We start from the raw sequence: 26,883 nt of genomic DNA on the forward strand, positions 1-26,883 counted from the left end.
CGAGGCCCGGCGCTCACGACTCGTCGATGAAGGACGGCTTCCAATAGAGCTCGAAGAGTCCTCCGAGGAAGAAGCGCCCGAAGCGGCCCACCGCCGAGAGCTGCTCCTGGACGGTCGGCGCGTGCATCACCCGGATGGTGGAGACCTGTCGGGCGAAGTCCTCCACGGAGATACGCAGCACGCCCTTGTAGGCGGCAGGCGCTTCGGGCCCGTCACCGCGCCGCACGGTGACGAAGAGGGTGGTGGTGTCTTCCCAGAAGTCGATGCCCGGGTCGTCCGTGAGCTGCTTGAAGCCCTCGAGGAAGAAGCGCTCTCCGGCCTCGGACAGCAGCTGAAGCCCGTAACGCAGTTGCTTGTACTCGGGGCGCTTCGGGTCCTCCACGAGCACGTTGAGCACGCCGCGCGTGATCGTGAGTGGTTTGTGGGACAGCGCGGGCGCCATCACACACCCTGTCACCGCCATGGGGTGCCGAGTGTCCGCCAGCATGGCGTCCAGATCCTCCACGAGCACGGTGATGACGAAGCGCAGCTCCGAGGCCCCGGGGCGATCCGGGTTGGCCGCCTGCCGGTAGTCCACGTCCACCGCGGGGGAGATGGTGCCGCGCAGGCTCTCGGTGAAGCGCAGCCCCGTGCTCACCCGAGGCTCGGGCCCTGGCTGCTCCTGGAGGGGCGCGTAGTCGATGTTCCACCCGTGGCGCCGGGCCATCCGCGCCGAGAAGCGCTCGGCCACCGCGGAGATGGTGAGCAGCGGGTTGGCGCCGAGCGAGCGAGGGATGACGGCGGCGTCGTTGACGTAGAGCCCCTCGTGGACGGCGGTGCCCTGCTCGCCCGCGAAGACCCGGCCCTCGTGGTCCACCACGCCGCGCGCGGCGTCCTCGCCCATGGCACAGCCGCCCAGCGGGTGGGTGATGAGCAGGGCGTTGTCCAGCAGCCGGGCGCCCACGGGGTTGCGCACGAAGGTGCCGCCCAGCGCCTCGACCGTCTTGCGGATGTTCTGCTCCGCGCGAAGGAAGCTCTCCTGCCGCCCCGCGCCGGGCCACACGGCGCGCAGCCCGTCTCCCTCCAGCCGCAGCTCGCCGCCCGCATCATCGTGCGTCATGGCGAAGAGCGTCTGCGTGTTGCGGATGGCGCCGTGGTACGGCCCCCGGACCAGGCTCTCGGCCACGCGGGCCTGCTCCTGCACGCCGTCGATGAAGCCCTCGTCGGTGTCCTCGCCGATCAGCGGCGCCACCGCGGCGAACAGCGCGGGCAGGTAGCTGGCGATCGCCGCCGGCACCCCACCCTCCTCGATGACCATGCCCTCGTTGAGCTTCTCGGTCTTCCGCAGATCGATGACACCGGTGATGTTGGGCCCCACGGGCTCGGCGCCCTTCTCGGGGTGCTCGCCGTGGCCGATGGCGTTCACCGGCACGTCCAGGTTGTACCCGAACGCCATCACGTCCCCGTTGCCGGAGAAGTGCTTGCCCAGCTCGCCCGACAGCGGCAGCCCCGCCGCCCGCGAGCGCAGGAGCAGCTCCGTGCTGCCCAACGCACCGGCCGCCAGGATGACGTGATCCGCGGTGAGGAACTGGAGCGGCGCATCGAACAGCTCGCGCCCCATCCCAATGAGCCGGTAGTACACGCGCCAGTGGCCCGGGCCGCGCTCCAGGTGGTGCACAGCCACGTGGGTGAACAGCTCCGCGCCGTGACGCTGCGCATCAGGCAGGTAGTTCATGTTCACCGTGTTCTTCGAGCCCACATTGCAGCCGGTGGCGCAGTCTCCACAGAGGGTGCAGGCGCGCTGCCGCACTCCGGCGGCGTTGACGCCCTCCTGGAAGTGCACCGCCAGCGGCAGGGGATAGAAGGAGGCGCCCATGTACTGGGCGGAGTGCCGCAGCGCCTCCATCTTGCGCAGCTTGGGGTGGGTCTCCGGATAGGCGTTGGGCGCCAGCATCCGCTCGGCGTGGGCGAAGCCGTCGGCGACCAGTCCCTGGAGATCCTCGCGGAACGCGGCGGGCCAGGACTCATCCTCGAGCACGCGCGGATCCGGCCGCAGCACCACGCTGGCGTTGACGAGCGAGGTGCCACCCAGACCACAGCCGGAGATGACGGCCAGGTCTCCCAGCAGGTGCATGGAGATCAGCCCCGTGGGGGAGCCGACCTTCAGCTTCCCCAGGAACGAGCCTCCGGGCCCCAGGAGCTGGGTCTCCCGAAGGAACTGGGAGTTGGTGCGCGGGAACTCTCCCGGCAACCGCTCCTTGCCGCGCTCCAGGACACAGACCTTCTGCCCAGCGCGCGCCAGCCGGGACGCGGCGATGGCACCTCCGTAGCCAGAGCCCACGACCACCACGGGCCAGTGCCCGCCCAACTTCTCTACAGGAGACGACAGTCGCCGCATCGTTTGTCTTCGCTTCGCGAGCCCTTCTAGCGGCTCGTCCACCAGTTCTTGAACTGCTTCCAGGAGATCTTCCCTGTCCGATCAGTGTCGATGATATCGAAGGCGATCATCAATTCCTCATCGGTGATGTTCTGGCCGAGCGCCTCGAGCAGGCGAGCAAACTCGGCCTGTTCGATAGAGCCGGTGCGGTTGCGGTCGTACTTCTGGAAGATGTCCAGCAGCTCGTTGCCGGAGCTGGTCAGATCATCCACCGCGGCGTGCTCGGGCGCCAGGGCCTGGATGCCGGCGGAGGTGGTCTCGACCGTCTCGACGGTGGGCCGCTCGGTCTGCACCAGCGAGCGGGTGGACTCGGGCTGCTCGGTCCGCACGGACATCCCGGACGAGGTGGCCGGAGCCTCCGCCTTGGGAGCGCGCGTCCGGGCCGCCGCCTTACGGGGCGACTTCGAGGCCGCCTTCTGGGCAGGTTTCTGAGCAGGCTTCCGAGCAGGCTTCCGAGCAGCCGTCTTTCCGGCCGCCTTGCGAGCCGCGGGCTTGCGGGCGGTCTTCGCCGCGGCTTTCCGGGCTCCCTTCTTCGCCGCCGCCTTGCGGGGCGACTTCGAGGCCACCTTGCGGGGCGACTTCGAGGCTGCCTTACGGGCGGCCTTCTTGGTGGTGGACGTGCGCTTCGCGGTCTTCTTCTTCGCGGCAGCGGCTTTCTTGGCCGGCTTCTTCTTCGCCATCGTGCTCCCCTCCAGAAGTACTCGGGCCATCGTAGCGGGATGGCGCTGTCAGCGTCATGCATTCGGTGGGCTTCGTGCGTCCCCCCGGAAGCAGCCGCGTCCACGTTCGACGCAAGTCCGAGGGCGGAAACCGCATGGCGTCCATGCGGAAAGCGCGCGCTTCCGGCGGATACGCACCGGCGGCCGGCGGGTCTCTTTCCCACCCCTCTTCTGCCGCTTCCCTCCTCGTATCTGCTCGAAAAGCTTGGGGACTTGGGGGTTGCGGCGGCTGGCGCGGAGCGTGGCAGCCCCCTTGCACAAGGGCCTGGGCAGGAAGGAGCCGCCCATGCCCCGCATCGCGAACACCGAGATCATCGCCCCCAAGTCCCTCTCCCCCGAGGCCCGCGCCCAGCTCATCGACGCGCTCTACGCGGTCCACAACGAGATCTTCGACGGGGTGGAGCGGGAGTCCTTCGCCAAGTACGTGGTCGAGTCGAAGGCCGAGCACACCTGGCTCCAGGTGCACAAGAGCGAGGCGGGGGAGATCGTGGGCTACTTCGCCTTCCACATCTTCGAGCGGGAGCTGGGCGGGGTGCCCACGGCGGTGTTCCGGGCGGAGGCGGGCACGCTGCGCGAGTACCGCGGTGGCAACGTGAACGCGCGCTTCGGCCTGTCGCTGGCGCTGCGCTACATGCTGAAGAACCCGGGCCGCAAGGTGTACTACCTGGGCTCGCTGGTGCACCCGTCCAGCTATGCGGTGTTCGTCAAGTACTGCGGCGAGGTGTGGCCGCGGCGCGAGGTGCAGACGCCTCCGGAACTCCAGTCCTTCATGGAGGAGCTGGCCGCCGAGTTCGGGCTGGAGAAGGTGGACGCGGCCCGGCCGCTGGTGCGCAAGGTGGGCTGGAAGACGCGCGAGACGGAGGCGGAGCGCGAGTACTGGCAGCACTGCGACAAGCCCGCGGCGCGCTACTTCATCGAGGCCAACCCGGGCTACGTGGACGGCAACGGCCTGGTGACGGTGGTGCCGGTCTCGGCGGGCATCCTGGTGCGGCTGTTCCGCGTCATGAGCGAGACGAAGCTGCGCAAGCCGGTGGAGGCCCTCAAGTCGCTGGCGTACCGGCTGCCGCTGGGCTCGCGCCTGCTGCGCTCCGAGATCGTCCGCCAGCTCCAGGCCGCGCCGATCTTCTCCCAGTTCGATGAGGGCACGCTGAAGAAGCTGGCGGCGCGGGCGGAGATCCTCCGGATGCCGGCCGGGCGCCACGTCTTCCGCCAGGGGGACGCCAGCCACGAGCTGTACCTGCTGGCGCGCGGGGCGGCGTACGTGCTGGAGGGCGGCGAGGAGCAGGTGGTGAACGAGCTGGGCAGCGGGGCGGTGTTCGGAGAGATCGCCATGCTCGCGGGCGAGCGCCGCTCGGCCTCCATCCGCACGGCCACGGCCTCGACGCTGGTGCGCATCCCCCGTGAGGCGCTGCTGCCGCTGATGGAGGCCCACGCGGCCCTGAGCGAGCACGTGTGGAAGACGTTCGCCGAGCGGCGCTTCGATTCCCTGGTGCGCGGGGTGGAGCGGTACGGGCACCTGGGGCGCAAGGATCGGCGCTCATGGCTGCACCAGAGCGAGCACCGCGAGCTGGCGCCGCGCCAGGTGCTCACCGTGGAGGCCGGCTCGCACCTGCTGGTGCTGTCGGGCTCGGTGAAGCTGGCGCACCCCACGCTCCAGGTGGCGGCCCACGGCGCGCTGTTGATGGAGGTCGAGCACACCGTGCGCGTGATGGCGCAAGAGCTCTCGCGGGTCGTCCTCCTGCCGCGCGAGACGGTGCTGCCCCATGGAATGCCGCTGGCCCAGGCGGCGTGAGAAAGCCCAAGGAGTGAGGGAGCTCAACCCTCCGTCTGGGTCTCGGCCATCATCCGTCGAATGGGGATGATCAACGCCCCGAGCACCACCGCGGACGCCAGCAGCAGCAGCGTCGTCCGGGTGAAGAGCGTGGGCATCTCCGCTGGGTTCTCCGGGTTGACGTGCCCTCCCACCAGGCCCGCGATGATGTTGCCGAGCGCGGCGGCCATGAACCACACCCCCATCATCTGCCCCGTGAACTTGCGCGGCGCCAGCTTCGTCATCGAGCTGAGGCCCACCGGGCTCAGACACAGCTCCCCGATGGTCTGGAAGAAATAGCTCACCACCAGCCACCACGGGGACACCTTCACCACTCCCCCGTCCTGAATGCGCTGGGCCGCGAAGATCATCACCGCGAAGCCCATCGCGGCGAACAGCAGGCCCAGCGAGAACTTGGTGGGGCTGGAGAGCTCCTTCCCCCGGCGGCCCAGCGCCCCCCAGAGCGCGGCGAAGATGGGCGCGAAGAGGATGACGAAGAACGAGTTGGCCGACTGGAGGAACAGCGCCGGCATCTCCCAGCCGAAGACGACCCGGTCCGTGAAGTCCGCCGAGAACAGGTTGAGCGAGGTGGGTGCCTGCTCGAACGCCGACCAGAACACCGTGGCGAAGATGAAGAGCACGAGGATGGCCACCACCCGCTTCTTCTCCACACTCGTCAGCCTGGCGAATGTAAAGAGATACAGGAAATAGAGCACGGCCAGGGCGGCGATCACGTAGCTCATCGACTTGCCAACGGCGACCGAGTCAATGTGCAGCACGCCCGACATCCCCAGCGCCAGCAGCAGCGCCAGGACGGCCAGACCCGCGCCCAGGCCCTGCTTCATCCGGCGCTCCTGGCGTGCCTGCACCTGGGGATCGGGGTTGCGGGTGATGTCGAGCCCCAGCGGGCCCAGCCAGCGGGAGGTGAACCGATACTGGATGACTCCCAGGATCATCCCCAGCCCCGCGGCGCCGAACCCGTAGTGCCAGCCCACCTTCTCGCCGAGATAGCCGGTGGCGAGCGGCGCCAGCAGCGCGCCGATGTTGATGCCCATGTAGAAGATGGAGAAGCCCGCATCCCGGCGGGCTCCACCCTCGGGATAGAGATCTCCGACGATCGCCGAGACGTTCGGCTTCAGCAGGCCGGTGCCCAGCACGATGAGGATGAGGCCCAGGAAGAACGCCGTGCGCCCCAGCACCGCCGACAGCCCGATGGAGATGTGCCCCGCCGCGATGAGGCACCCGCCGTACCAGATGGAGCGCCGCAGCCCGAGCAACCGGTCCGCCACCCACCCACCTGGGAGCGAAGCCAGGTACACCGAGGCCGCGTAGATGCCCACGATGGCGGAGGCCTGCTCGCGCGGGAAGCCAAAGCCGCCCCGGCTCAGCGCGGCAGACATGAAGAGCACCAGCAGCGGCCGGATGCCGTAGTACGAGAAGCGCTCCCACATCTCCGTGAAGAAGAGCGTGGCGAGCCCGCGCGGGTGCCCGAAGAAGTGGGTGTCCGCGGCAGCGGCGGACGCCGGGGGCACCGCGGGAGAGGAAGCTCTTTCCATGAAGGCTCCTGGGACGACGACGGACGGCGTCCAGCAGCGCCCACGCATAGCACGGGCGGAAGCCACGCTCGCTCCAGAGTCCAGCCCGCCCCAAGCGGAGAGTGCATGTCTGAACCAGGCGCCACCTCGCTTGTCTGGTGTACGCCAGAGGTTTCGCGGCCCCTCCAAATCGCCCAGGTGGTTTCACAGCCCGTGGAATGCCTTCGCCCGGCCCGCGAGATTGGAAGCACTCCCCCTGCCCCCAGGCCGCATCTCCAGGTACAAAGACGCCGTCGACACTCTGGACGCTCGGCGCACAGACAGAACGAGAATGACCATGATTGCTTTTCGAAAGCCCGCGAAGCTCCTCACCGCGCTCCTCGCCGCCGTGGGAGTGCTCCATGCCGCGCCCTCGCACGCCGCACCCGTGCCCGTGGCCAATCCCAGCTTCGAGGCGCTGGCCGGCTCGGGCCTGCCCACGGACTGGACCGTGTCGGGCCAAGGCCAGGTGAGCGCCGCCACCGGAGTCCACGCCGAGGGAAGCCACAGCCTCTCCATCCAGAGTCCTCCCGGCGGCGCGGAGACCACCGTCCAGTCCACGCCCCTCCAGCTCCAGGTGGGCCACCTCTACCGCCTCAGCGCCTGGGTCCGCACCCGCGACGTCCGGGCGGATCCCACCGCGCGCTACCCCACTGCCCTGGGCGCCTGCCTCTCCATGCAGAGCTTCCCCTTCACCAACTGCTCGCCCGCGTCAGGCTCCGAGCAGGGGGGCCGCGCCTCGGTGCTCTTCTTCGCCACCCAGAGCACGGATCAGGTGCAGGTGCACCTGGGCCACAACGGCAAGGCCACCGGCACGGCCTGGTTCGATGACGTGCGCCTCGAGGAGGTGGACGACATCACCGCCTACGCTCCGCTGGAGTCCGTGCGCTGGGCCGGCAAGGGCTTCCGCTACGACGACGGCGGCTGGATCTACGTCCACATCGAGGGCGAGCCCTACGAGCGTGGCCGCCAGTTCGGCGAGCTCGTCTCGCAGGAGATCGTCCGCTACATCGAGAAGCTGGGCATCCTCAAGGACAAGACGGACGCGGCCAAGGGCTGGGCCCAGGTGCGGCTGCTGACGGACTCGCTCTTCCTGCGCAAGTACGATCCCGAGTTCCTCGAGGAGATGCGCGGCATCGCCGACGGCGCGAACAAAGGCGGCGCGAAGTTCAAGGATCACGAGCTGGATCTGCTGGACATCGTCGCGCTCAACTCGGCGGTGGACCTCAGCTCGCTCGAGTCCGCCAACAACGTGACGGCCACCCCGCTGTCGGGCCGCACCTTCCTCAAGGCCGAGGACGAGGCGGAGCAGGCCGGCAAGGGCGATCACTGCTCCTCGTTCGTCGCCACCCGATCCGCCACCCAGGATGGCCGCTTCGTCATGGGCCAGCTCTTCATGTGGAACGGCTACACGGGCATCCACTGGGACGTGGTGCTGGACGTGCAGCCCACTCGCGGCCACCGCTTCGTCATGCAGACGTTCCCGGGCGGCATCCACAGCGGCGCCGACTGGTTCATCAATGACGCGGGCCTCGTCATCGGCGAGACGACGGTGGGCCAGACGCCCTTCAACGTGAACGGCACTCCCCAGAGCAACCGCATCCGCAAGGCGATCCAGTACGCCTCCTCCATCGACGAGGTGGCCCGCATCCTCAAGGACAAGAACAACGGGCTCTACACCAACGACTGGACCCTGGCGGACACCAAGACGGACGAGGGCGCCTGCTTCCTGCTCGGCACGCAGAAGACGCGGCTGTGGCGCACCGGCGGCAAGGGCTCCTCCGGAGACACGCCCGGCAACCTCAAGGACTTCATCTGGGCCGACAACAACAACCGCGATATCGAGGTCCGCAAGGAGTACGTGCCCAACCCGAACAACGCCCCGGTGGATCTGGCCTTCAACACCTGGAACCGGGACATCGCCTTCTGGCGCTTCTATGATCAGTACGGCAAGGGCGGCTTCAACCTGGACACCGCCACTCGGATGATGGCCACCAGCCCCATCACCCGCCCCCACGCCTGTGATGGCAAGGTCACCACCAGCGAGATGGCCGAGAAGCTCATGTTCCTGGCGCACTACGGCAAGCCGACCTTGCGCGAGAACATGGTGGGCAGCCGCTTCGTCCCGGATCTCCCGGGCGCCACGCCTCGCCTGTCCCTGGGCTACACCGCCTTCAGCCCCCTCTTCGTCGCGGACAAGCTGAAGGCGGCCCACGCCGCCGCCAAGGCTCCCGCCGAGCCCACCAGCCCCAAGCGGGACTTCGCCCACCTCCAGGAGGCCATCTCCTTCGACAAGAAGCTGCTGTGGGCCAACACCGTGTTCCCCACGAGCGATGGGGACAACTGGCTGGTGAGCGGCTCGGCCGCCTACTGGAGCCTCCTCAAGGACCTGCCCGAGGGCGCGGACAAGGCCGACAAGGCCTTCGAGCAGCAGCGCGATGCCCTGGCCGAGCTCAACTCGCGCTACCTCACCATCACCTCGCGGGAGGGGGATCTGTCCCCGGCCTCCGCGCGGACCTCGTACGATCGCTACGGCACCTACCTGGTGCCGCGCATCAAGGGCACCTTCGCCCTGCACCAGCTCCGGCTGCTGCTGGGCAACAAGGCCTTCTCCCAGGCCATGAAGACCGCCTACGAGCGCTACGCCAACCGGAACGTCACCACCGCGGACTTCATCCAGAGCGTCTCCCAGTCCTCGGGCAAGGATCTGCGGCCCTTCCTGTCGCAGTGGCTGGAGCGCAGCGGCCTGCCCGAGCCGCGCATCCGCTCCAGCGTCTCCAAGGCCAAGGACGGCTACGACGTGACGCTCAAGGTGGAGCAGGCGGGCACGCCCTACCACTTCGTCACCGCCGTGGAGCTGTGGACCGAGAAGGCCCGGATCCTGGAGCGCGTGGAGGTGAAGGGCCCCACTGACACCTTCACCTTCCACACCACCGACAAGCCGTCGCGGCTGGTGTTCAACCCCTCCAACGACCTCCCCGTGCGCCGCGAGCGCTACTACACGCTCTCGCAGATGCTGGAGGAGTTCGATCGCCTGCTCTTCGTCTACGGCACCGCCCACCAGGTGGAGTCCGAGCGGACGCTGGCCACCAACTACCGGGACGTGGTGGCGGATGCCTCGGTGGAGATCCTCCCCCCGCTCAAGCCCGACGCCGAGGTGACGGACCAGGAGCTGGCCGAGCACGATCTGATCCTCTTTGGCGGCGCCGAGGACAACGCGCTGGTGGCGCGGCTGGCCGCGGAGAAGAAGCTGCCCGTGGAGATTGGCCGGCGCTTCTTCCGCTGGCAGGGGACGACCTATGGCCGCTCGGATGATGGCCTGGCCGTGGCCCTGCCCAACCCCTGGAACCCCCAGCGGGTGCTCTACCTCTACCTGGCCAACAGCGCGATGGAGCTCTACCACATGACGCACGGCTTCCAGCGCGGCCTCCAGAGCTGGGCCCTCTTCCGTGGCCCCGAGGTGAGCACCAAGGGCTTCCACGAGCTCGACGCGCTGGCGCAGGATCTCAAGGAGTCCCCTGCCCCCGTGGTAAGCCAACCCACGCTCTGAGCCCCGAACCCAGGCCCGGAGCCGGGCCGGGGGTGTCCGCGTTCCCAGGGAGGGGAAAGTCCATGGCGGCCAATGATCCGAAGGCCCGGCGCTCCGCGGGCCCGAGCAGCACGGCTCGAAGCGAAGCGGTGAGCAAGGAGCTCGCCGACCAGACCCGCGCCCTGCTGGACCAGGGGCAACATGACGAGGCGCTGGAGCTGTGCGACGAGCTGCTCCGGCGCTTCCGCGGCGCGAGCGCGCTGCCGGTGCGGATCCAGGTGACCCGCGCGCTCCTGGGCAAGGCCTTCGCCCTGGCGGAGCTGCACCGCTTCGACGAGGCCCTCCCCCTCTTCGATGAGATCGCCCAGCAGCCGGGGGGAATGCGCGAGCCGGAGCTGCGCGTCCTGGTGGCCAAGGCGCTCGTGAGCAAGGCCGATGTCCTGGGACAGCTGGAGCGCTTCGAGGCGGTCCTCGCCGTCTGCGACGAGGTGCGCCGGCGCTTCGACGGCTCGAGCGAAGAGGCGCTGCGGGTGCCCGTGACCGCGGCCATCTTCTACAAGGCGCGGACCCTGGCGCTCCAGGAGCGGCTCGAGGAGGCGCGCACCGTCTATGACGAGGTGATCCGCCGGGCCGAGGGCTCGGACAATCCCATGCTGCTTCAGCCCATGGCCTGGGCGCTGCTGGGCAAGGCCGCCAGCCTGTGGGTGCAGAACCGCCCCGCCGAGGCGCTGCCCCTCTACGGCGAGCTGGTCCAGCGCTTCGGAGAGGCCCAGGACGAGGAGCTGCGGGGAGTGGCGGCCACGGGGCGCCGCAGCAAGACCGAGCTCCAACAGCACCTGGAGGAGGCCGGCGAGCGGCTGGTCGAGCTGGAGGCCTTCCTCCACGCTCCGGACGGCGCCACCGAGCGGGAGAAGCAGGAGGGAACGGCTCGGGCGCTCGTGGACAAGGCCCGGCTGCTGACGCTGGTGGGCCGGCACCCGGAGGCCCTGGCGGCCTTCGATGAGGTGATCCGGCGATATGAAAGCGCGAGCGAGCGGGAGGTGCGCCTCCGCGTCGCCCTGGCGCTCTTGGACAAGGCGATCCTCCTGGAGAACCGGAAGGAGCCCGCGCCGTCGCTGGCCGCCCATGACGAGCTGGTCCAGCGCTTCGGCCTCGCGAGCGAGGCGGAGCTGCGGGAGCTGGTGGCCCGCGGCCTCCTCCGCAAGTCCGCGTTCCTCGGGAAGCTGAATCGGCGCGAGGAGGAGCTGGCCGTGCTCGACGAGCTCCTCCGGTGGTACGGCGGCGCGAACGACGGGAGGGTGCGCATGGAGCTCTTCAACGCGCTGATCCGCAAGGGAGACCTCCTGGCCAGACGGCACGAGCTGGAAGCGGCCCTGGCCGCGTACGAGACCGTCGTGAGCCGAGCCTCCGAGCCAGGAGACTGGCGAGCAGATGGGGCCTCCTACGAAGCCCTCACCCACGCGGGGCTGGCGCTGATCCGTGAAGCCAAGCGGCACTGGTGGGAGGAGCGCGAGCAGGCGTGGGCGCTCCTCGAGAAGGCGCGGGCGAAGCTCGTGGCCGCGCTCGTGTGGCGCCCTGGCGGCTCGGCGCTCTGGAACACGGGGTACATCGCCTTCCTCTACGGGCGGCACGAGGAGGCGCGCTCGCTCGTGCTCAGGGCCGTCCAGCGCGAGGGCGAGGAGTTCCGGCGGCGCTCGCTCCAGGAGCCTCGTCTGCCCGCCATCCCAGAGGATCGGGAGTTCCGAGCGCTCGCTCAATCGGTTTAAGCCACTCCTGAAAATCCCCTGAGCACTGAAAACTCACTCAGAGGCCATGTGATGGGATATCAGCCCTCCGTTTCCTCCAGTCCGCAATCCCGCGGCTGGCTACCCCAAGGCCCTAATGACAACTGCTCTTCACCAGCGCATCGCACCGAAGTCTTCGGAAGTCCGCCCCCGCTATGGGAACACCAAGGTTCCCATCACCACCCTTATTGACGACTACATCCACGAGCGCATCGACATCCAAGGTGATTTCCGCGACTTCATCCAACAGCGCGACGCGGTGGTGGATTACAGCTTCGTGGCGGACCACTTCAAGTTCGTCTTCACGCGCTTCCTGCCCGAGCTGCTCATCCACTCGCAGGAGCAGGACATCCGCATCGGCCGCGCCCACTATGATCGCGGCAATGACTTCTTCGGCGCCTTCCTCGGGCCGCGCATGGTCTACACCTCTGGCTTCTTCCGCTCGCCGGAGGACACGCTGGAGCAGGCGCAGGACCGGAAGATCCGGCTCGTCTGCGAGAAGCTGCAGCTGAAGAAGGGCGAGCGCCTGCTGGACATCGGCTGCGGCTGGGGAACGCTGGTGGCTCACGCCGCGCGGGACTTCGGCGTGGATGCCACCGGCATCACCGTGGCGGAGAAGGGCGCCGCCTTCGCCAACGAGCAGTGCGCTCGCGAGGGCGTCTCCGGCTCCGCGCGCGCCCTGGTGATGGACTACCGCGACATCCCCAAGGAGCGCTTCCATAAAATCTCCTGCCTGGAGATGGCCGAGCACGTGGGCGTGCGCCGCTTCGGGACCTTCCTGGAGCAGGTGTACGGGCTGCTCGAGGATGACGGCCTGTTCTTCCTCCAGATCGCCGGCCTGCGCGCCAAGAATGGCCTGCTGGGCTTCCACCTGGAGGATCTGGTGTGGGGCCTCTTCATGAACAAGTACATCTTCCCCGGCGCGGACGCCTCCATGCCGCTCAGCTTCGTGGTGGAGAACCTGGAGAAGGCCGGCTTCGAGATCCACTCCGTGGAGAACATCGGCATCCACTACTCGCTCACCATCTCGCGCTGGTACGACAACTGGATGCAGAACCGCGAGCAGGTGGTGAAGACCTACGGCGAGTGGTGGTTCCGGCTGTGGCAGGTGTTCCTCGCCTGGTCGGTGGAGATCGCCGCGCAGGGCAGCTCCACCTGCTTCCAGCTCGTCGCCAACAAGAACCTCAACCGCTTCGACCGCCGCCGCTGGGTCGGCGCCGTGAACCTCGGAGAGAGGGATCTCCCGGCCGGCGGCCAACGTTCGGACGCGCACAAGGAGTAAAAGCGCCGCGTCTCGCCCGGGAGATTCGCTGAAGCCTGCGCTATCCTCCCGGGCATGACGCAGCGACCTGCAGCTCGTGTGGCTCTCCTCCTATGGCTCGCGGTGGGGCTGGGAATCTGTGGCAGCGCTCCCACCCCGCCCGCCAAGGACACCCTGGTGACCTTCGACGTGGCGGTCCCCCTGGAGACCGGCGAGCAGGAGGAGGTGTGGCTCTCCGGCAACCACCCTTCGCTGGGCAAGTGGGATGGCAAGGGCGTGAAGCTGTCTCGCAACCCCGATGGGCGCTACGTGACCACCGTCTCCCTGCCGGTCGGCACGAAGCTCGAGTACAAGCTGACGCGCGGCTCGTGGGACACCGTGGAGAAGGACGTCTCCGGCAAGGAGATCCCCAACCGGACCTTGAGGGTGAACCCCGAGCCCCAGCACGTCGTGCTCACCGTGGCGCGCTGGGCGGACCAGACGAAGACTCCCGCCCAGCACACGCTCACCGGCAACATCCGCTACCTGCGCGCGGTGGCCTCGCACTTCCTGTCTCGCAAGCGCGACATCATCGTCTGGCTTCCGCCCGACTACGAAGAGAACTCCCGGCGCCGCTACCCGGTGCTCTACATGCATGACGGGCAGAACCTCATGGACTCCGCCACCTCCTTCACCGGCGCGGAGTGGCGCGTGGACGAGATGGCCCAGAAGCTGGTGTCCGCCCGGAAGCTGGAGCCGCTCATCATCGTCGGCGTGTACAACACCGAGGATCGCTTCGCCGAGTACACCCAGGTGAAGGACACCGGCGAGTTCTCCCGCCTCGGCGGCGGTAACGCGGACGCCTATGGGCGCTTCCTCGTCGAGGAGCTCAAGCCGATGATCGACCGCACGTTCCGCACCCGGCCCAACCCCGAGGACACGGGGCTCGCGGGCTCCTCGCTGGGGGGCCTGGTCACCCTGTACCTGGGCCTCAAGTACCCGAACGTGTTCCGGCGCCTGGGGGTGGTGTCTCCGTCCGTGTTCTGGGGCGACAAGGACATCGTCACCCGCGTGAAGGCGCTGAAGAAGAAGCAGCCCCTGAAGATCTGGGTGGACATCGGCACCGAGGAGTCCAAGGGCAGCCAGGAGACGGTGGACGACGCCCGGCTGCTGCGGGACGCGCTGGTGGCCGATGGCTGGGTGGAGGGCAAGGACCTCAAGTACGTCGAGGTGCCCGGCGCCATCCACACCGAGACGGCCTGGGCCGATCGCATCGACCAGATCCTCAAGTACCTCTACCCGCCTCCGGGCCGTCAGGCCTCGCCCTGAGGCTCAGGGAGGGCTCGCCGGCGGGGCCCCGGGCCCGGCCTTGAAGTCTCCCGCGTCGAGCGACTTGTGGAAGGTGTGCAGCCGCTCGAGGCTGGGGCTGCCGATGGCGAGCATGATCCCCGCGATGCGCGAGCCGAAGTACCAGCGGGGGAGCTTCCGCATCCACTCGGGCTGATTGGGCATGGCCGCATCCTTGACCTGATCCTCGATCGTCACCCCGTTCTCCCACACCGTTCGCGCGAGGGAGGTGGCGCACGAGGACGCCGAGAGATCCGCCTCGAGCGCGGTGTAAGCCCCCGGGTACGAATCCTGGGCCAGCGGCCTGAGGTACTTCGCCATGAAGCCCGCCTCCGCCAGCGCCATGCAGCGGCTCACCGTGGGCTCGCCACAGCTGCGCGCCTTCTTCGCCACGTCCACGGGCACGGCGATGTTCGAGAACGCGAGGCTGCTCATGAGGACTGCCCGCATCCGCTCCAGCTGCTCGGTGGTCATGGGCTGCCACTCGGGCGGCGGGGCCTGCATGGACTGGTAGGCCTCCCGCTCTGCCTTGAGCACCGTGGCCGCCACCATGGCGCCCAGCAGGCTGTCGGTGCGGTACATGAGCCACGCCAGGTGGCGCACGTCCCTGGCCGCCGGGAGCGGCTGCCCCGTCCTCAGGCCTTGCAGGAGCCGGAACTTCGCCCAGAGCTGGAGCGAGACGAGGTTTGGAATGGCGGCGGTGGCCATATTGAAAGGCTGCCCGGGCGGGACGGGGGCGTTCTTCAGGATGTCCCAGCGATCGTACGCGTGGAGCTTCTCCATCCAGCTGAAGTCCACGGTGGAGACGTCGGCCTGCGAGGTGAGCCAGTCCTTGAAGTCCCCCACGTGCTGCGGCAGGTGGACCGGAATGGTGAGGGGTGAGCCCTTGGGCGGCTCCGCGCTCCCCTCCCACTGCACCCAGGCATTCAGGAGCGGCCCCACATCACCCTCGGTGCGCGGCTCGTGGAACCACGGGTCCGCCGCGAGCAGGGCTTGCTGCTCACAGAAGAAGCCCACGTTCTGCGTGGTCTCCTGCTGCAGGTGGGCGATGGCGGGCTCGTACTTTCCTCGGAGCACGTGATCGAACAGGAACAGCCCCGCGAGCACGAGCACCAGGACGATCCCTGCCAGCCACAGCAGGATGCGCAGCGCTCTCTTGAGGGAGGACGGTCGTTTCGGATCCATGGGAGGGGACACTGTAGCAGCCCTTCCCTCCCGCCTCGGGGAGCACGGGCGCGGGAGGCGCCTCAGGCGGGCTCGATGAAGTTCAGCCGGTACCCGTCCGGATCCGTGAGGAGGATCTCCCGCGTATGCCAGGGCTGGAGCGTGGGGCCGTCCACCTCCAGCCCGAGCTTCAGCGCCCGGGCCACCACCGCCTCGAGGCCCTCGGGACCTGCCCGGAATCCCACCAGCACCCCCAGGCCCCGCCGGCCCTGCAAGGCCGAGGCTGCCGGAGTGGCCACCAGGTAGACATCCGCGCGCTCGCCCCATCTCAGGTGGATGAAGGGAGGCTCCGCCTGTACCCGCTCGAAGCCGAGCGCCTCGTAGAACCGCGCCGCGCGCTCGCCGTCCGACACGAGCAGCTTCACGAAGGACTGCTTCTCCAGTTCGCTTCCCATGGAAAATGCTCTAACGGAGCGAGGCGATGAAGGCCAGATGCGTGGCCGAGCCCCTCCTTCCGACAACTCCTGGGAGGGGCCGTTGACGCCTGATCTTCGCCGGGCGTAGGGTGAAGATTGGCCCTGCCGCTACGCCCAGGACCTTGTGGGAAGGAGGTCCACCACTGAGGGCGTCGCCGCTGGCTGCGCCGGCTCTACCAGTGCGGGTACTTCTCCCAGAGCTTGGGGAACTTCTGCCGTAGCTCACTCCCTTCTTCGCTCCACTTGTCTCCTGATGGGGCATCGTGGAGCGGGCCGGTGTACTCGGGGATTTGGTGCCCGGTTGATTCCTCATAAGCCCGCGTTGGCACGTAGAGGAACTCTTCGAAGAACACATCCTCGATTCCGGGCGCGTCGGCTACGTCAGCGAGCGATTCCGCATCCGCCATCGCTCCCTCGAAGACGCGCCGCCCCATGGAGATCAACCACCCCCGAAAGTCAGTAAAGCCGTCGTCCGAGCAACCGCCCGCGATGAGGTACGCCGCCGCCCACAGATCCCACTGGAAGGCGACATCCATCTGTTCGAGAAGGCGGTCCCGGAAGCCGACGACCTCTGGGGGAGGCAGCGCCCGCAGCAGCCTTTTGAGTTCCTCAAGCTGCCTCGCCATGTTCCCGTCCACCTGCCCTGGATCAAACCCACGCCGGGATGACTCAACGATCTTCCAGAAACGCTCAAGATCCATGCTGTTACACCTTCACGAGACAGGACACCCAACCATCTGGCTACCACTGCGGATACATCAAAGGCACTCCATTCTCAGACCATCACGGGTCCAGAGGGCTCGAGGTCAACGCTTACTTCCGGCCGTACTTCTTCATGGCCTCCATCAGCCGGTCGTGAGGCAGTGCGAACACCCGAATCCCGTCCGCGCCCGTCATGGTGTCGGCGGCGAGCATCGCGTTGAGGATGGCCTCCTGCGTGGCCTGCACCGTGGCCTCGAAGAGCGGGTTCATGCGCTCGTTGTCCAGCGTGGAGACCGTGGCCACCGGCCCCGGCGTCGCAGGTTGCGTCTCCTGCGTGGAGAAGGCCAGGAAGAGATCCCCGGAGCCGTCCTCCCCCAGCCCTCCCATCTTTCCAATCCCTAGCGGGACACGCCGCGCCAGCCGTCCCAGCTGATGCGGCAGCAACGGCGCATCCGTCGCCACCACCACGAGGATCGAGCCCATTCCCTCGGGGAAGGACGGCCGCGAGGCCCCCTGCTTCGAGCACGAAGGCATGTCGGTGATGAGAGAATTCGAGGGCGCCCAGTCCCCCGTGGTGCAGGCCTGCAGGTCCGGAATCTCCTCGCCCACCGGGACGCCCGCCACGGTGAGCAGCCGGCGCTTGCCGTAATTGCACTGCACCAGCACGCCTATCGTGTAGCCCCCCTGCTCCTGCGAGAGCTTGCGCGAGGCCGTGCCAATCCCTCCCTTGAAGCCGTTGCAGATCATCCCCGTCCCGCCACCCACCGCCCCCTCGGCGACAGGGCCAGTGCTCGCGCTGTCGAGCGCGTGGAAGACGTGCTCCTGCTTCACGTGGAAGCCGTCAATGTCGTTCAGGATGCCGTCCCAGGTCTCCGCCACCACCGGCAGGCTGAGCTCGAACGAGCGGCCCCGCTTGAGCGCCCAGGCGATGATCGCGTCATGCACCGTGCCCACGCTCGAGGTGTTGGTGAGCAGCATGGGGCCGTAGAGCAGCCCGGACTCGTTCAGCCAGTGCGTGCCCGTCATCTCCCCGTTCCCGTTGAGCACGTGCGTGGCGGCGAACACCGGCGCGGTGCCGGCCTTCCCACGAGGCCACACGGCGGTGACTCCCGTGCGCACCGGCCCCTTGCCCACCACCAGCCGTCCCTGGCCCGAGATCAACGTGGTGTGACCGATCTCCACGCCCGGCACGTCCGTGATGGCGTCCCAGCTTCCCGGCTGGCCGCCGAAGGAGATCCCCAGCTCGCGCGCACGCGCCTTCGCCGGAGCAGGCGGTGCCTTGGCCGAGCCAGGCGTGGCCTTCGCCGGAGCGGACTGCGCCACCGCGCTCCCAGGCAACGCCAGGAGGCAGCACGCGGCGAACAGCACAGCAGCACGAGGACGAGCGCTCATGGCCACCCCTCCTATCAGCGGTGGTAGCGTGCGCGCCACGCATGCTCCCCGAGCCTCTCCGCCGCGCCATCTTCTGGGCCAGTGACATTGTCTGGGGTCCATGGACGCTGGCGCTGCTCCTGGGGGCGGGCTTGTTCCTGACGCTGCGCTACCGCTTCGCCCAGGTGCGGCTCTTCCCAGAGGCCGCTCGGACGCTGGTGCCCACGCAACAGGCGGGAGCCGAGGGCGCGCTCTCACCCTTCCAGGCCTTCATGACGGCGCTGGGTGCTTCCATCGGCACGGGCAACATCGCCGGAGTCGCCACCGCCGTGGTCTCCGGCGGCCCCGGGGCCGTCTTCTGGATCTGGTGCTACGGCTTCTTCGCCACCGTCATCAAGCTCACGGAGGCCGTGCTGGGCATCCGCTACCGCTCCATCCGCGAGGGCCATGTGTCCGCGGGGCCCATGCACTACCTCCGGGACGGGCTCCGCTCGCCCACGCTGGCCTGGCTCTACGCGCTGGTGGCCGGCATTGCCGCGCTCACCACCACGCCCTTCACCCAGCCCAACTCCATGGCCGTGGTGCTGGAGAGCCAGTTCCATCTCCCCACCTGGGTCTCGGGAATCGGGATCGCCGTGCTGGCCTGGCTCGTGATCATCGGCGGCGTCCGCTCCATCGGCCGCGTCGCGGAAAAGCTCGCCCCCCTGAAGGTCGGCCTCTACCTGGCCGGAGGGCTGTGGGTCATCCTCTTCCACGCGGGAAAGGTGCCGGAGGTCTTCGCGCTCATCTTCCGCGAGGCCTTCTCCCTCGAGGCGGCCAAGGGTGGCACGGCGGGGATCGGGCTCATGGTGGCCATGCGCTATGGACTGGCACGCGGCATCTACGCCAACGAGGCCGGGTACGGCACCGCCGCCGTGGCCTACGGCAGCGCTCGCAGCGAGCAACCGCTCCAGCAAGGGCTCAACGCGGTGATGGAAGTCTTCATCGTCTCCTTCGTCACCTCCTCCATCAGCGCGCTCACCATCCTCGTGAGCGGCGTCTGGCAGTCGGGCAGGACGAGCACCGCGCTGGTGGCCTCGGCCTTCGACACCGCCATTCCCGTGGGCGGCTGGGTGGTGGCCTTCTGCGCGTTCCTGTTCGGCTACACCACGCTCATCGGCTGGGCCTACTACGGGGAGCAGTTCCTCGAGTACATCGCCGGAGTGAAGATCGCGAGGCCCTACCGCTGGGTGTACTGCGGCCTCATCTACTTCGGCGCCGTGGGCAAGCCGGAGACCGTATGGGCCTGGGGAGATCTGATGAACGGCCTGCAGATCTTCCCCAACCTGGTGGGCCTCATCGGCCTGTCCGGCGTGGTGCTACCGATTCTCCGGGAGCGGGAGAAGTCCCAAAGTGTCGATCCAGGAGGGACCGGCTCTTCCCGCTCCGATCCCTCGGTCCCCTGAGCCACGCGCTCAGCGCCTACCCCGCTCGGCGCCGGCTCGAGTCGCGCATCGCGTCCAGCCAGCGGCCATGGGCTCTGGCCGCCCGAGCCCTCTCCAGGATGCGCGCGCCGGGGCCGACCCGCTCCTCCACCGAGATGCCGAGATCCCCCGCCACCTCGTCCGCCGCCATCGCGCCGGTGAGGGCCGCCCCCTCCATGAACCCTTGCGCGTCCAGGCTGGTGTGCTCGCCGCAGAAGTGCAGGTTGCCCACCCGCTCGATCTCCGCTCCCGCGATCGTCGTGTACTGGCCGACCTTGTATGAGGCATAGCTGCCCAGGGTCAGCGGATAGCTCGGCCAGTGCGCCCGCACCACCCGGCCGTTCGCCGCGGCCTTCACTCCGGGGAGCACGTGATCGAATTCACCGAGGAAGAGCTCCGCCTGCTGCGCGGGCGTGCCGGCTCCGATGTCGAGCCCCTTCTGGCCCCCGACGAACTGGGTGATGATGCCCGAAGTGCCTGGCTGCAGGCGGCTGGTCTCCCACGTCTGCTCGTAGCCCACGTCCGAGTACGTGCTCCCCTCCGACCGATACGGCTCCCCACGCCACGGACGAGAGGAGAAGCCCACCATCAGCTTCGCGTTGGTGCCGTACCCCAGCTCCTGGATCGCCTTCCTCTTCACTTCTGGCAACGGCACTTCGAGGGGGATCTGCCGCAGGATTGTGAAGGGTAGGGCCAGCACGGCGTGCTCCACCTTCACCTCCCGCGTGCCGCCCGGAGTGTCGAAGGTCAGCCGGTACCGGCCGTCCACCAGCTCGGTCAGCGCCACCAGCTTGTGCTCGAGCTGGAGCTGTCCCGGGTCCAGCCGCTCGGCCAGCCGCTGCGTGAAGAGATCATTGCCTCCCTTCGCGTGGAAGCGCTCGTCAGATTCCCCGAAGAGCTCCAGCCGGGTGGTGTCCGTGGAGATGAAGGTCAGCAGGTTGAGACAATTCGATACGTCCGCCTCCAGCCCGTATTCGCCCACGTAGGCCACCTCGATGAGCTGGCGCACCGGGTCCTGGGCCGGGATGTCCGCACGGTCCAGCCATTCCTTGATCGAGAGCTGATCCAACCCCTCGGCGCCGTTGGGCGTCCGGTAGGTGATGTACTCCTCAGGGTCCTTCAGCACTCGGAGCGACGCGTCGATGCGCTGCGCGATGGGAGCGAAGCCCTGGAGGATCTCCTCCTCGGTGAGCCTCCGGCCGTCGAAGAAGGCCAGCAACCGGGACAGGCTCGGATCCTCCTGGGTGTAGTCCAGCAGTTCGATCCCCAGTTCCTGCGCCAGGTCGTGCATCGTCTGGTGGCCGGTGTCGATCAACTCGCCCCCCAGCTCACAGTGCTGGCCGTCGGGGAAGGTGCCGCGCTTCGTGAACATCCGCCCACCCGTCCGCTTTGCCGCCTCGTAGACCCGCGCCGTCACACCGCGCTGCTTCAGCCGATACGCGCAGTGCAGCCCCGCCATGCCTCCACCCACGATGGCCACGCCACTGTCGTCTCCGCCACAGGCCGTGAGCACCGCCGCACCCGCCGTGCCCGCCGTGAGGTGGAGGAACGTCCGCCGGTCAAAGCGCTCACGCTCGCGTTGCAGCGCGGCATATTCCGAGACAGGCACGCCCGCGACAGCAGCCTGCCGCGCCGTACGCAGAGCGCGCAGAACGAAGGTCATCAGCTGAGTTCGCGCCATCGATTCCTCGCGGTGGGAATTGCGCGCACTCTGGGCACTCTGGATTCCACGCAATATCGTCCGGCAGGCCACTGCGTGGAGTCAGGGCTCTTTCTGTGCGGGAAGAGACGTAACCTCGGGCCGGGTTCATTCGTAGAGGACGGTGGAGGACACACCATGCAGCCAACCGCGAACGCCGAAGCTCCCTCTTCCCGCCTGCTGCTCGTGGATACGTTGATGCCCACGCGCGTGGAGACGGCCACCTTCGGCTTGGGTTGATTCTGGGGCCCTGACGCCCAGTTTGGGCGTCTACCGGGAGTCATTCGGACGCGCGTGGGCTACACCGGCGGAGAGCAGCCGGACCCGACCTATCGCCGGCTCGGGGACCACACGGAGTCCTTCCAGGTGGACTATGATCCCACGTGGCTCTCCTACGAGACGCTGCTGGGCCACTTCTGGAAGGACGCCGACCCGGCCGAGCGCCCCTACAGCCGCCAGTACATGTCCGCCGTGTTCTACGCGAACGAGGAGCAGAAGCGGCTGGCGCTCGCGACCGGGAGGCAGGCGCTGGCGGGCCGGAGCGGGCCGCTGCTCACGCCCATCCTCAAGCTGGCCACGTTCTACCGGGCCGAGGACTACCACCAGAAGTACTACCTCCGCCGGTACCCCCAGGTGATGCGCGAGTTCAGCGCCTACAGCGAGCGCGAGTTCGAGGACTCCACTGTCGCCATGTGGCTCAACGCCTGTATCGATGGCCAGCTGAAGCTGGAGGCCCTGGAGGCCGAGTTCGAGCGGCTCAGGCTGCCCGAGGCGGAGCGCCAACGGATGCGCCAGCTCATCCAGGGAGCCCTGGCGTACCGCCGCCGCTGATCCGGCGTCCTGGCGGCGGCAAACGTAGAGCCTCGCTGGCGCTCAAGGCGCCTTCGAGGCCCTCCGGTACGCATCGCACGCGGGGCGCAGTCCCAGCTCGCAGCCGCGCTGGAAGAGCAGCTTCGCGCGCTCCACGTTCTTCTCCACGCCGTTGCCTTGCAGGTGCGCGAAGCCGAGGTTGAGACAGCCGCCCGGCATGCCCGCGTTGCAGGTCTTCTCGAAGAGGGCCACCGCCCGCTTCTGGTCCTGCTTCACGCCAGTGCCATTCATGTAGGCGGCGCCCAGGGAGCTGCAGCACTGCATGTTCCCCGCCTCGCACCCCTTGTTGAAGAACACGGCGGCGCTCACCGGATCCTGCGCCACCCCGGTTCCCCGCGCGTAGGCGACCCCGATGCTGAAGCAGCCCTCGGAATACCCCCTGTTGCAGGCCTTCTCGTACAGCGCGGCGGCGCCCGCCAGATCCTGCGCCCCGTCGATCCCCATGGTGTGCGCGAACCCGAGGTTGTAGCAACCCTTGCCATCATTGGCCTTGCAGGTCTTCTCGAAGAGGGCCACGGCCTGCTTCGGATCCCGCCTCACGCCCTGCCCCTCCGCGTAGGCGATGCCGAGATCGTTGCACGCCTCCAGGTGCCCCTTGTCACAGGCCTTCTGGAACAGCGAGGCCGCTTGGGCCTCGTCCTTCTTCGTCCCGCCGAGCCCCTGCTGGTAGATCAGCGCCAGGTTGAAGCAGTCGCCCGCGTCGCCCTTCTTGCAGCCCTTGTCGTAGGCCTCCGCCTTCGAGGCCTCCACCGCGAGGCCACGCGTTGCCAGCAGGACAAGAGCCAGGGCGAGCCCCCTCGCCCACGAGCGCCCGCCTCTCCCGGTTCCAGAGCAAAGCATGCGAAACACCTCCCGGTCGCACCGGCTCATGCATCAATCGCGGCGGTAGAGGGTCATCACGCAGGCGCCGCCGAGGCCCAGGTTGTGCTGGAGCGCGACGCGCGCGTTCTCCACCTGGCGCTCCCCGGCCTGGCCCCGGAGGTGCCACACCAGCTCGGTGCACTGGGCCAGGCCCGTGGCGCCCAGCGGATGGCCCTTGGAGAGCAGCCCGCCGGACGGGTTGGTGACGAACTTACCGCCGTAGGTGTTGTCCCCGTCCCAGATGAACTTCTCGGCCTCGCCCTCCTTGCACAGGCCGATGGCCTCGTAGGTGAGCAGCTCGTTCGCGGTGAAGCAGTCGTGCAGTTCCACCACATCCACGTCCTCGGGCCCCACGCCGGCCTTCTCGTAGAGCTGCTTCGCGGCCTTGGCGGCCATGTCGAAGCCGACCATCTTGATCATGCTCTCCTCGAAGCTCGAGGGCAGATCCGTGGTCATCGTCTGCGCGGCGATGTAGACGGGCCGGGAGAGGTTGTGCTTGCGCGCGAACTCGTCCGAGCAGAGCACCGCCGCCGCGGCGCCGCACGTGGGCGGGCAGCACTGGAAGCGCGTGAGCGGATCGAACACCTCTTCGGAGGCGAGCACCTGCTCCACGGTGAGCGGCTGGGTGAACAGCGCGTAGGGGTTCTTGGAGGCGTGCTTGCGCGCCTTCTCCGAGATCTTCGCGAACGTCTCCCGCTTCGTCCCGTACTTCCAGCGGTACTCGCGCCCCGCCCCGCCGAACATCTGCGCCGTCAGCGGGCCGTTGGCGAAGCCCTGCGTCCGGTTGAGCACGTCCACGTGCTTCTCGACGGGGCTCACCCGGTCATCGAACTTGGCGCCCAGCGCGCCCTTCTCCATCTTCTCGAACCCGAGCGCCAGCACGCACTCGGCCAGCCCGCCCTCGATGACCTGGCGCGCCAGGTACAGCGCGGTGGAGCCCGTGGAGCAGTTGTTGTTCACGTTGATGACTGGAATGCCCGTCATCCCCAGCCCGTACACGGCGCGCTGGCCGCAGGAGCTGTCCCCGTAGACGTACCCGACGAAGGCCTGCTCGATCTCGTCGTAGCGGACCCCGGCGTCCTGCAGCGCCGCGGCCGCGGCCTTGGACGCCATCACGTCGTACTCCTCGCTCGCGCCCGGCTTGGTGAACTTGATCATGCCCACACCGGCGACATTGACTCGACGACCCATGACTCGTCTCTCCTTCGTGATGCGCGTCAGACCAGATGCTTGAGGAATCCCAACCGATGGGCGACCCGGACGTCTCCGTCCACCCGCAGCTTGCTGCGCTGGTACAGCTCCCGAGCCGTCGCCGCCCCCTTGGCCAGGGCCAGCAGATCCTCGTCCGCCAGGGTCAGCGTGGCGGTGGGGCTCGCCTGCGTGCCCTCGGACACGGTGCCCGGCGCGGAGCGGAGATCCACCGTCCAGGCGCCCTCGGGTGAGGTGAGCTTGAACTGGATGAGGGCGCTCACCTCGGCGGCCAGCTCGGGGCTCTTCGCCAGGCGCTCCTGCAGCGATTTGAAGATGGCGGGAGCCGACGCCGGACCGCTGCTCTTTGGAGCATCCGCCTTCGGGGCCTCGGCCTTCGAAGCCTCGGCGCTCGCGGCGGGAGCGGAGGACGCGCCCACCTCGCGCGGATCAATCTTCGTGAGGAAGTTCAGCTTCTGCGACGCCATCACGTTGCCGGCGACCTTGAGCTTGCCGCCGAAGTACAGCTTCTGCGGGTCCGCCTTGCCCGAGGTCATCGCCAGGAAGTCGGCGTCGGTCAGCTCCAGGGTGCAGTCGGCCTTGCCCGCCGCTCCCTGCGTCACGCTCCCCTGCCCGTTCTTGAGATCCAGCGTCCAGGTGCTCTCAGGGCTGGTGAGCTTGAAGAGGTAGACATTGTTCACCTTGGCCACCAGCTCCGGGTGCTTCTCCACGTACCCGCGGATGGCGGCGAACACGCTCGCGCTGACGCTGCCCTGGGCCGCTCCCGGATTGCCGGCAACAGGGGCCTGCGCCTCGGCCTTGGGCGCCGGGCGGGCCTTGGGCAGCTCCGTGTGCAGCTCGATGGCGGCGTTGCTGATCACCACCTTGTTCCGCTCGAGCACCTTGCACCGGAAGAGGATCCGCGAGTCCGACTCCTTCCACATCTCCGTCTGCAGCGTCTCGCCGGGGAACACGGACTCGGCGAAGCGGACCTTGATGCTCTTGAAGTAGCGGCCGTCGCTGTCACGGAACGTCTTCAGCACATGCCGCACCACATGGCCGAACGTGCACAGGCCGTGAAGGATGGGCTTGGGGAAGCCGAACGCTCCGGCGAACTCGGGGTCCGCGTGCAGCGGGTTCCAGTCTCCCGAGAGCCGGTAGAGCAGCGCCTGATTCTCATTCGTCTTCTCGGTGACCACCGCGTCCGGCGCGCGCTCAGGGGGCACGTTGATGTCGCTCGACGGGCCGCGATCGCCGCCCCAACCGCCCGCGCCGCGCACGAAGGTGGTCAGCTCGTTGCGAACCAACTCCTCGCCAGTGGCTGCGTCGAACGTGCGGATCTCGGTGACGACGAGCGCGTTCTTGCCCTTGTCGAAGATGTCCTTGATGCGTCCCTGGTGGCGCAGCTTCGCGTGTGGGGGCAGCGGCCGGAGCAGCTCCGTGTACTGCTCGCCGTGCAGCACGCGATCCAGGCCGTAGTTCAGCCCGGGAGCCTGCTTGCCCTCGGCCACCAGCTTGAGCACGGCGTTCACGGCCGGGACCACGGCGTAGGAGGGCAGCGCCTGAAAGCCCTCAGCGTGGTTCTCGTAGACGAAGCGCAGCTCCTTCGGGTTCAGCGGATCCCTCGCGGCGCCCACGCCCAGGGCGTACAGGGACAGATCGCGCTCGTCATAGGACGTCGTGATGGGAGGCAGCTCGTAGCCCAGCGCGGCATCGGCGTCGATGAACTCGTTGCCGCCCCGGCTCTTGGTGCCCAGGTTCTCCAGCACCGGCTGCGTGGCGGCCGTGATGTCCGCGGGGAAGGTCGCCTTCTCGAAGTCGGTGACGCGCTCCCAATGGCTCTGGACCAGCTCCGGGGTGATGTTGCGCCCCAGCTTGAAGCGGACGCCCTCGGTGCGCTGCCAGCGGAGCTTGGACAGGAAGCCGCCGCCCACCTCGAACAGCCCGCCGTTCTCCTGGCAGCTCTCGTGGCACAGCACGGCCACCAGGGGGCTCACGTACTCGGGCTTGAGCGCGTCGGTGACCTCCTTGGGGAGGACCGTCTCCGTGAGGCGCGAGCCGGCGATGGGCGCGATCACGTTCACGAAGACGTTCTTCTTGGCGCCCTCGAGCGCCAGCGTGCGGGCGAAGCCCACCAGGCCCAGCTTGGCCATGCTGTAGTTGGCCTGGCCGAAGTTGCCGTAGATGCCGGCGGCCGACGAGGTGAAGATTACCCGGCCATAGCCCGCGTCGCGCAGGTGGGGCCAGGCGGCCTGGGTGACGCGGAACGCGCCAAGCACGTGCACGCGGTAGATGAGCTCCCAGTCCTGCTCGCTCATCTTGTGGAAGGTGGTGTCGCGCAGGATGCCGGCGTTGTTGATGACGATGTCCAACCGCTTGAAGTGATCGAGCGCCGTCTGGACGATCTTCGCTCCGTCCTCCACCGAGTCGTAGTTGGCCACCGCCTCGCCGCCCGCGGCCTTGATCTCGGCCACCACCTTGTCGGCGGCCTCCGAGTTCTTCCCGCCGCCCGTAGCCGAGCCGCCCAGATCGTTGACCACGACCTTGGCGCCACGGCTGGCAAGCAGCAGCGCGTGAGCGCGGCCCAGCCCCTGGCCGGCACCGGTGACGATTGCGACCCTTCCGTCGAAGCGAAGCTCGTTGGCCATTGATTCTCCTGTCAAAGCGTCC

At 68.2% G+C, this 26,883-nt stretch carries 17 protein-coding genes and 1 pseudogene; 7 read left to right on the forward strand and 11 right to left on the reverse strand.

Annotated features, from left to right (window positions below):
- Window positions 1-13 precede the first annotated feature (13 nt).
- Both ACJ8AT_RS07240 and ACJ8AT_RS07245 read right to left on the reverse strand, forming a co-directional pair.
- Window positions 14-2,377, reverse strand: coding sequence for a GMC family oxidoreductase N-terminal domain-containing protein (locus tag ACJ8AT_RS07240; protein ID WP_407736886.1), 2,364 nt, complete (start codon window positions 2,375-2,377; stop codon window positions 14-16).
- Between the two features lie 26 nt (window positions 2,378-2,403).
- On the reverse strand, window positions 2,404-3,096 hold the full coding sequence (locus ACJ8AT_RS07245) for an EF-hand domain-containing protein (RefSeq protein ID WP_407736887.1): 693 nt from the start codon (window positions 3,094-3,096) through the stop codon (window positions 2,404-2,406).
- Window positions 3,097-3,421: 325 nt separating this feature from the next.
- Between ACJ8AT_RS07245 and ACJ8AT_RS07250 the strand changes: the two genes are divergently transcribed.
- Entirely contained in the window at window positions 3,422-4,927 is a 1,506-nt protein-coding gene (locus ACJ8AT_RS07250) for a cyclic nucleotide-binding domain-containing protein (RefSeq protein WP_407736888.1), read from the forward strand.
- 23 nt (window positions 4,928-4,950) lie between these two features.
- Here ACJ8AT_RS07250 and ACJ8AT_RS07255 read toward each other — a convergent pair whose 3' ends face one another.
- Window positions 4,951-6,501, reverse strand: coding sequence for a peptide MFS transporter (locus ACJ8AT_RS07255; protein WP_407736889.1), 1,551 nt, complete (start codon window positions 6,499-6,501; stop codon window positions 4,951-4,953).
- Between the two features lie 316 nt (window positions 6,502-6,817).
- Between ACJ8AT_RS07255 and ACJ8AT_RS07260 the strand changes: the two genes are divergently transcribed.
- The 4 genes from ACJ8AT_RS07260 (at window position 6,818) to ACJ8AT_RS07275 (ending at window position 14,401) form a co-directional block, all read left to right on the forward strand.
- Complete coding sequence (locus ACJ8AT_RS07260; protein WP_407736890.1) at window positions 6,818-10,069, forward strand: C45 family autoproteolytic acyltransferase/hydolase; 3,252 nt, start codon at window positions 6,818-6,820, stop codon at window positions 10,067-10,069.
- Between the two features lie 62 nt (window positions 10,070-10,131).
- Window positions 10,132-11,814: a tetratricopeptide repeat protein gene (locus ACJ8AT_RS07265; RefSeq protein ID WP_407736891.1), complete on the forward strand. Its 1,683-nt coding sequence runs from the start codon at window positions 10,132-10,134 to the stop codon at window positions 11,812-11,814.
- 115 nt (window positions 11,815-11,929) lie between these two features.
- A complete protein-coding gene (locus ACJ8AT_RS07270) occupies window positions 11,930-13,114 on the forward strand; it encodes a class I SAM-dependent methyltransferase (protein WP_407736892.1) in 1,185 nt (394 codons plus the stop codon).
- Between the two features lie 78 nt (window positions 13,115-13,192).
- On the forward strand, window positions 13,193-14,401 hold the full coding sequence (locus ACJ8AT_RS07275; RefSeq protein ID WP_407736893.1) for an alpha/beta hydrolase-fold protein: 1,209 nt from the start codon (window positions 13,193-13,195) through the stop codon (window positions 14,399-14,401).
- A 3-nt stretch (window positions 14,402-14,404) separates the two neighbouring features.
- Here ACJ8AT_RS07275 and ACJ8AT_RS07280 read toward each other — a convergent pair whose 3' ends face one another.
- From ACJ8AT_RS07280 to ACJ8AT_RS07295, 4 genes are all read right to left on the reverse strand, one after another.
- Window positions 14,405-15,604: a hypothetical protein gene (locus ACJ8AT_RS07280; RefSeq protein WP_407736894.1), complete on the reverse strand. Its 1,200-nt coding sequence runs from the start codon at window positions 15,602-15,604 to the stop codon at window positions 14,405-14,407.
- Window positions 15,605-15,666: 62 nt separating this feature from the next.
- Window positions 15,667-16,038 (reverse strand): VOC family protein, encoded by a 372-nt coding sequence (locus tag ACJ8AT_RS07285; protein WP_407736895.1) that lies wholly within the window; start codon window positions 16,036-16,038, stop codon window positions 15,667-15,669.
- 194 nt (window positions 16,039-16,232) lie between these two features.
- Window positions 16,233-16,760, reverse strand: coding sequence for a DUF4240 domain-containing protein (locus ACJ8AT_RS07290; protein WP_407736896.1), 528 nt, complete (start codon window positions 16,758-16,760; stop codon window positions 16,233-16,235).
- A 112-nt stretch (window positions 16,761-16,872) separates the two neighbouring features.
- On the reverse strand, window positions 16,873-18,153 hold the full coding sequence (locus ACJ8AT_RS07295) for a P1 family peptidase (protein ID WP_407736897.1): 1,281 nt from the start codon (window positions 18,151-18,153) through the stop codon (window positions 16,873-16,875).
- Window positions 18,154-18,194: 41 nt separating this feature from the next.
- Here ACJ8AT_RS07295 and ACJ8AT_RS07300 point away from each other — a divergent pair, with 41 nt between their 5' ends.
- Window positions 18,195-19,577, forward strand: a complete 1,383-nt coding sequence (locus ACJ8AT_RS07300) for an alanine/glycine:cation symporter family protein (RefSeq protein WP_407736898.1) — start codon at window positions 18,195-18,197, stop codon at window positions 19,575-19,577.
- Window positions 19,578-19,593: 16 nt separating this feature from the next.
- Here ACJ8AT_RS07300 and ACJ8AT_RS07305 read toward each other — a convergent pair whose 3' ends face one another.
- On the reverse strand, window positions 19,594-21,276 hold the full coding sequence (locus ACJ8AT_RS07305) for a flavin monoamine oxidase family protein (protein WP_407736899.1): 1,683 nt from the start codon (window positions 21,274-21,276) through the stop codon (window positions 19,594-19,596).
- A gap of 270 nt (window positions 21,277-21,546) precedes the next feature.
- On the opposite strand from ACJ8AT_RS07305, the pseudogene ACJ8AT_RS07310 reads away from it, so the two are divergent.
- Window positions 21,547-22,125 (forward strand): annotated as a pseudogene (locus ACJ8AT_RS07310) (peptide-methionine (S)-S-oxide reductase MsrA); the annotation flags it as partial.
- A 42-nt stretch (window positions 22,126-22,167) separates the two neighbouring features.
- Here ACJ8AT_RS07310 and ACJ8AT_RS07315 read toward each other — a convergent pair.
- The 3 genes from ACJ8AT_RS07315 to ACJ8AT_RS07325 form a co-directional block, all read right to left on the reverse strand.
- The gene (locus ACJ8AT_RS07315) at window positions 22,168-22,914 is read right to left on the reverse strand and encodes a tetratricopeptide repeat protein (protein ID WP_407736900.1); all 747 of its coding nucleotides are present in this window, start codon (window positions 22,912-22,914) and stop codon (window positions 22,168-22,170) included.
- A gap of 123 nt (window positions 22,915-23,037) precedes the next feature.
- Window positions 23,038-24,216, reverse strand: coding sequence for a lipid-transfer protein (locus ACJ8AT_RS07320; RefSeq protein ID WP_407736901.1), 1,179 nt, complete (start codon window positions 24,214-24,216; stop codon window positions 23,038-23,040).
- Window positions 24,217-24,242: 26 nt separating this feature from the next.
- Window positions 24,243-26,861 carry an SDR family NAD(P)-dependent oxidoreductase gene (locus ACJ8AT_RS07325; protein WP_407736902.1) on the reverse strand — a complete coding sequence of 873 codons (2,619 nt, stop codon included), beginning with the start codon at window positions 26,859-26,861 and terminating at the stop codon, window positions 24,243-24,245.
- Window positions 26,862-26,883: the final 22 nt, after the last annotated feature.

It is taken from the genome of Hyalangium sp., from assembly GCF_045802625.1.
Taxonomy (GTDB): Bacteria; Myxococcota; Myxococcia; order Myxococcales; family Myxococcaceae; genus Hyalangium.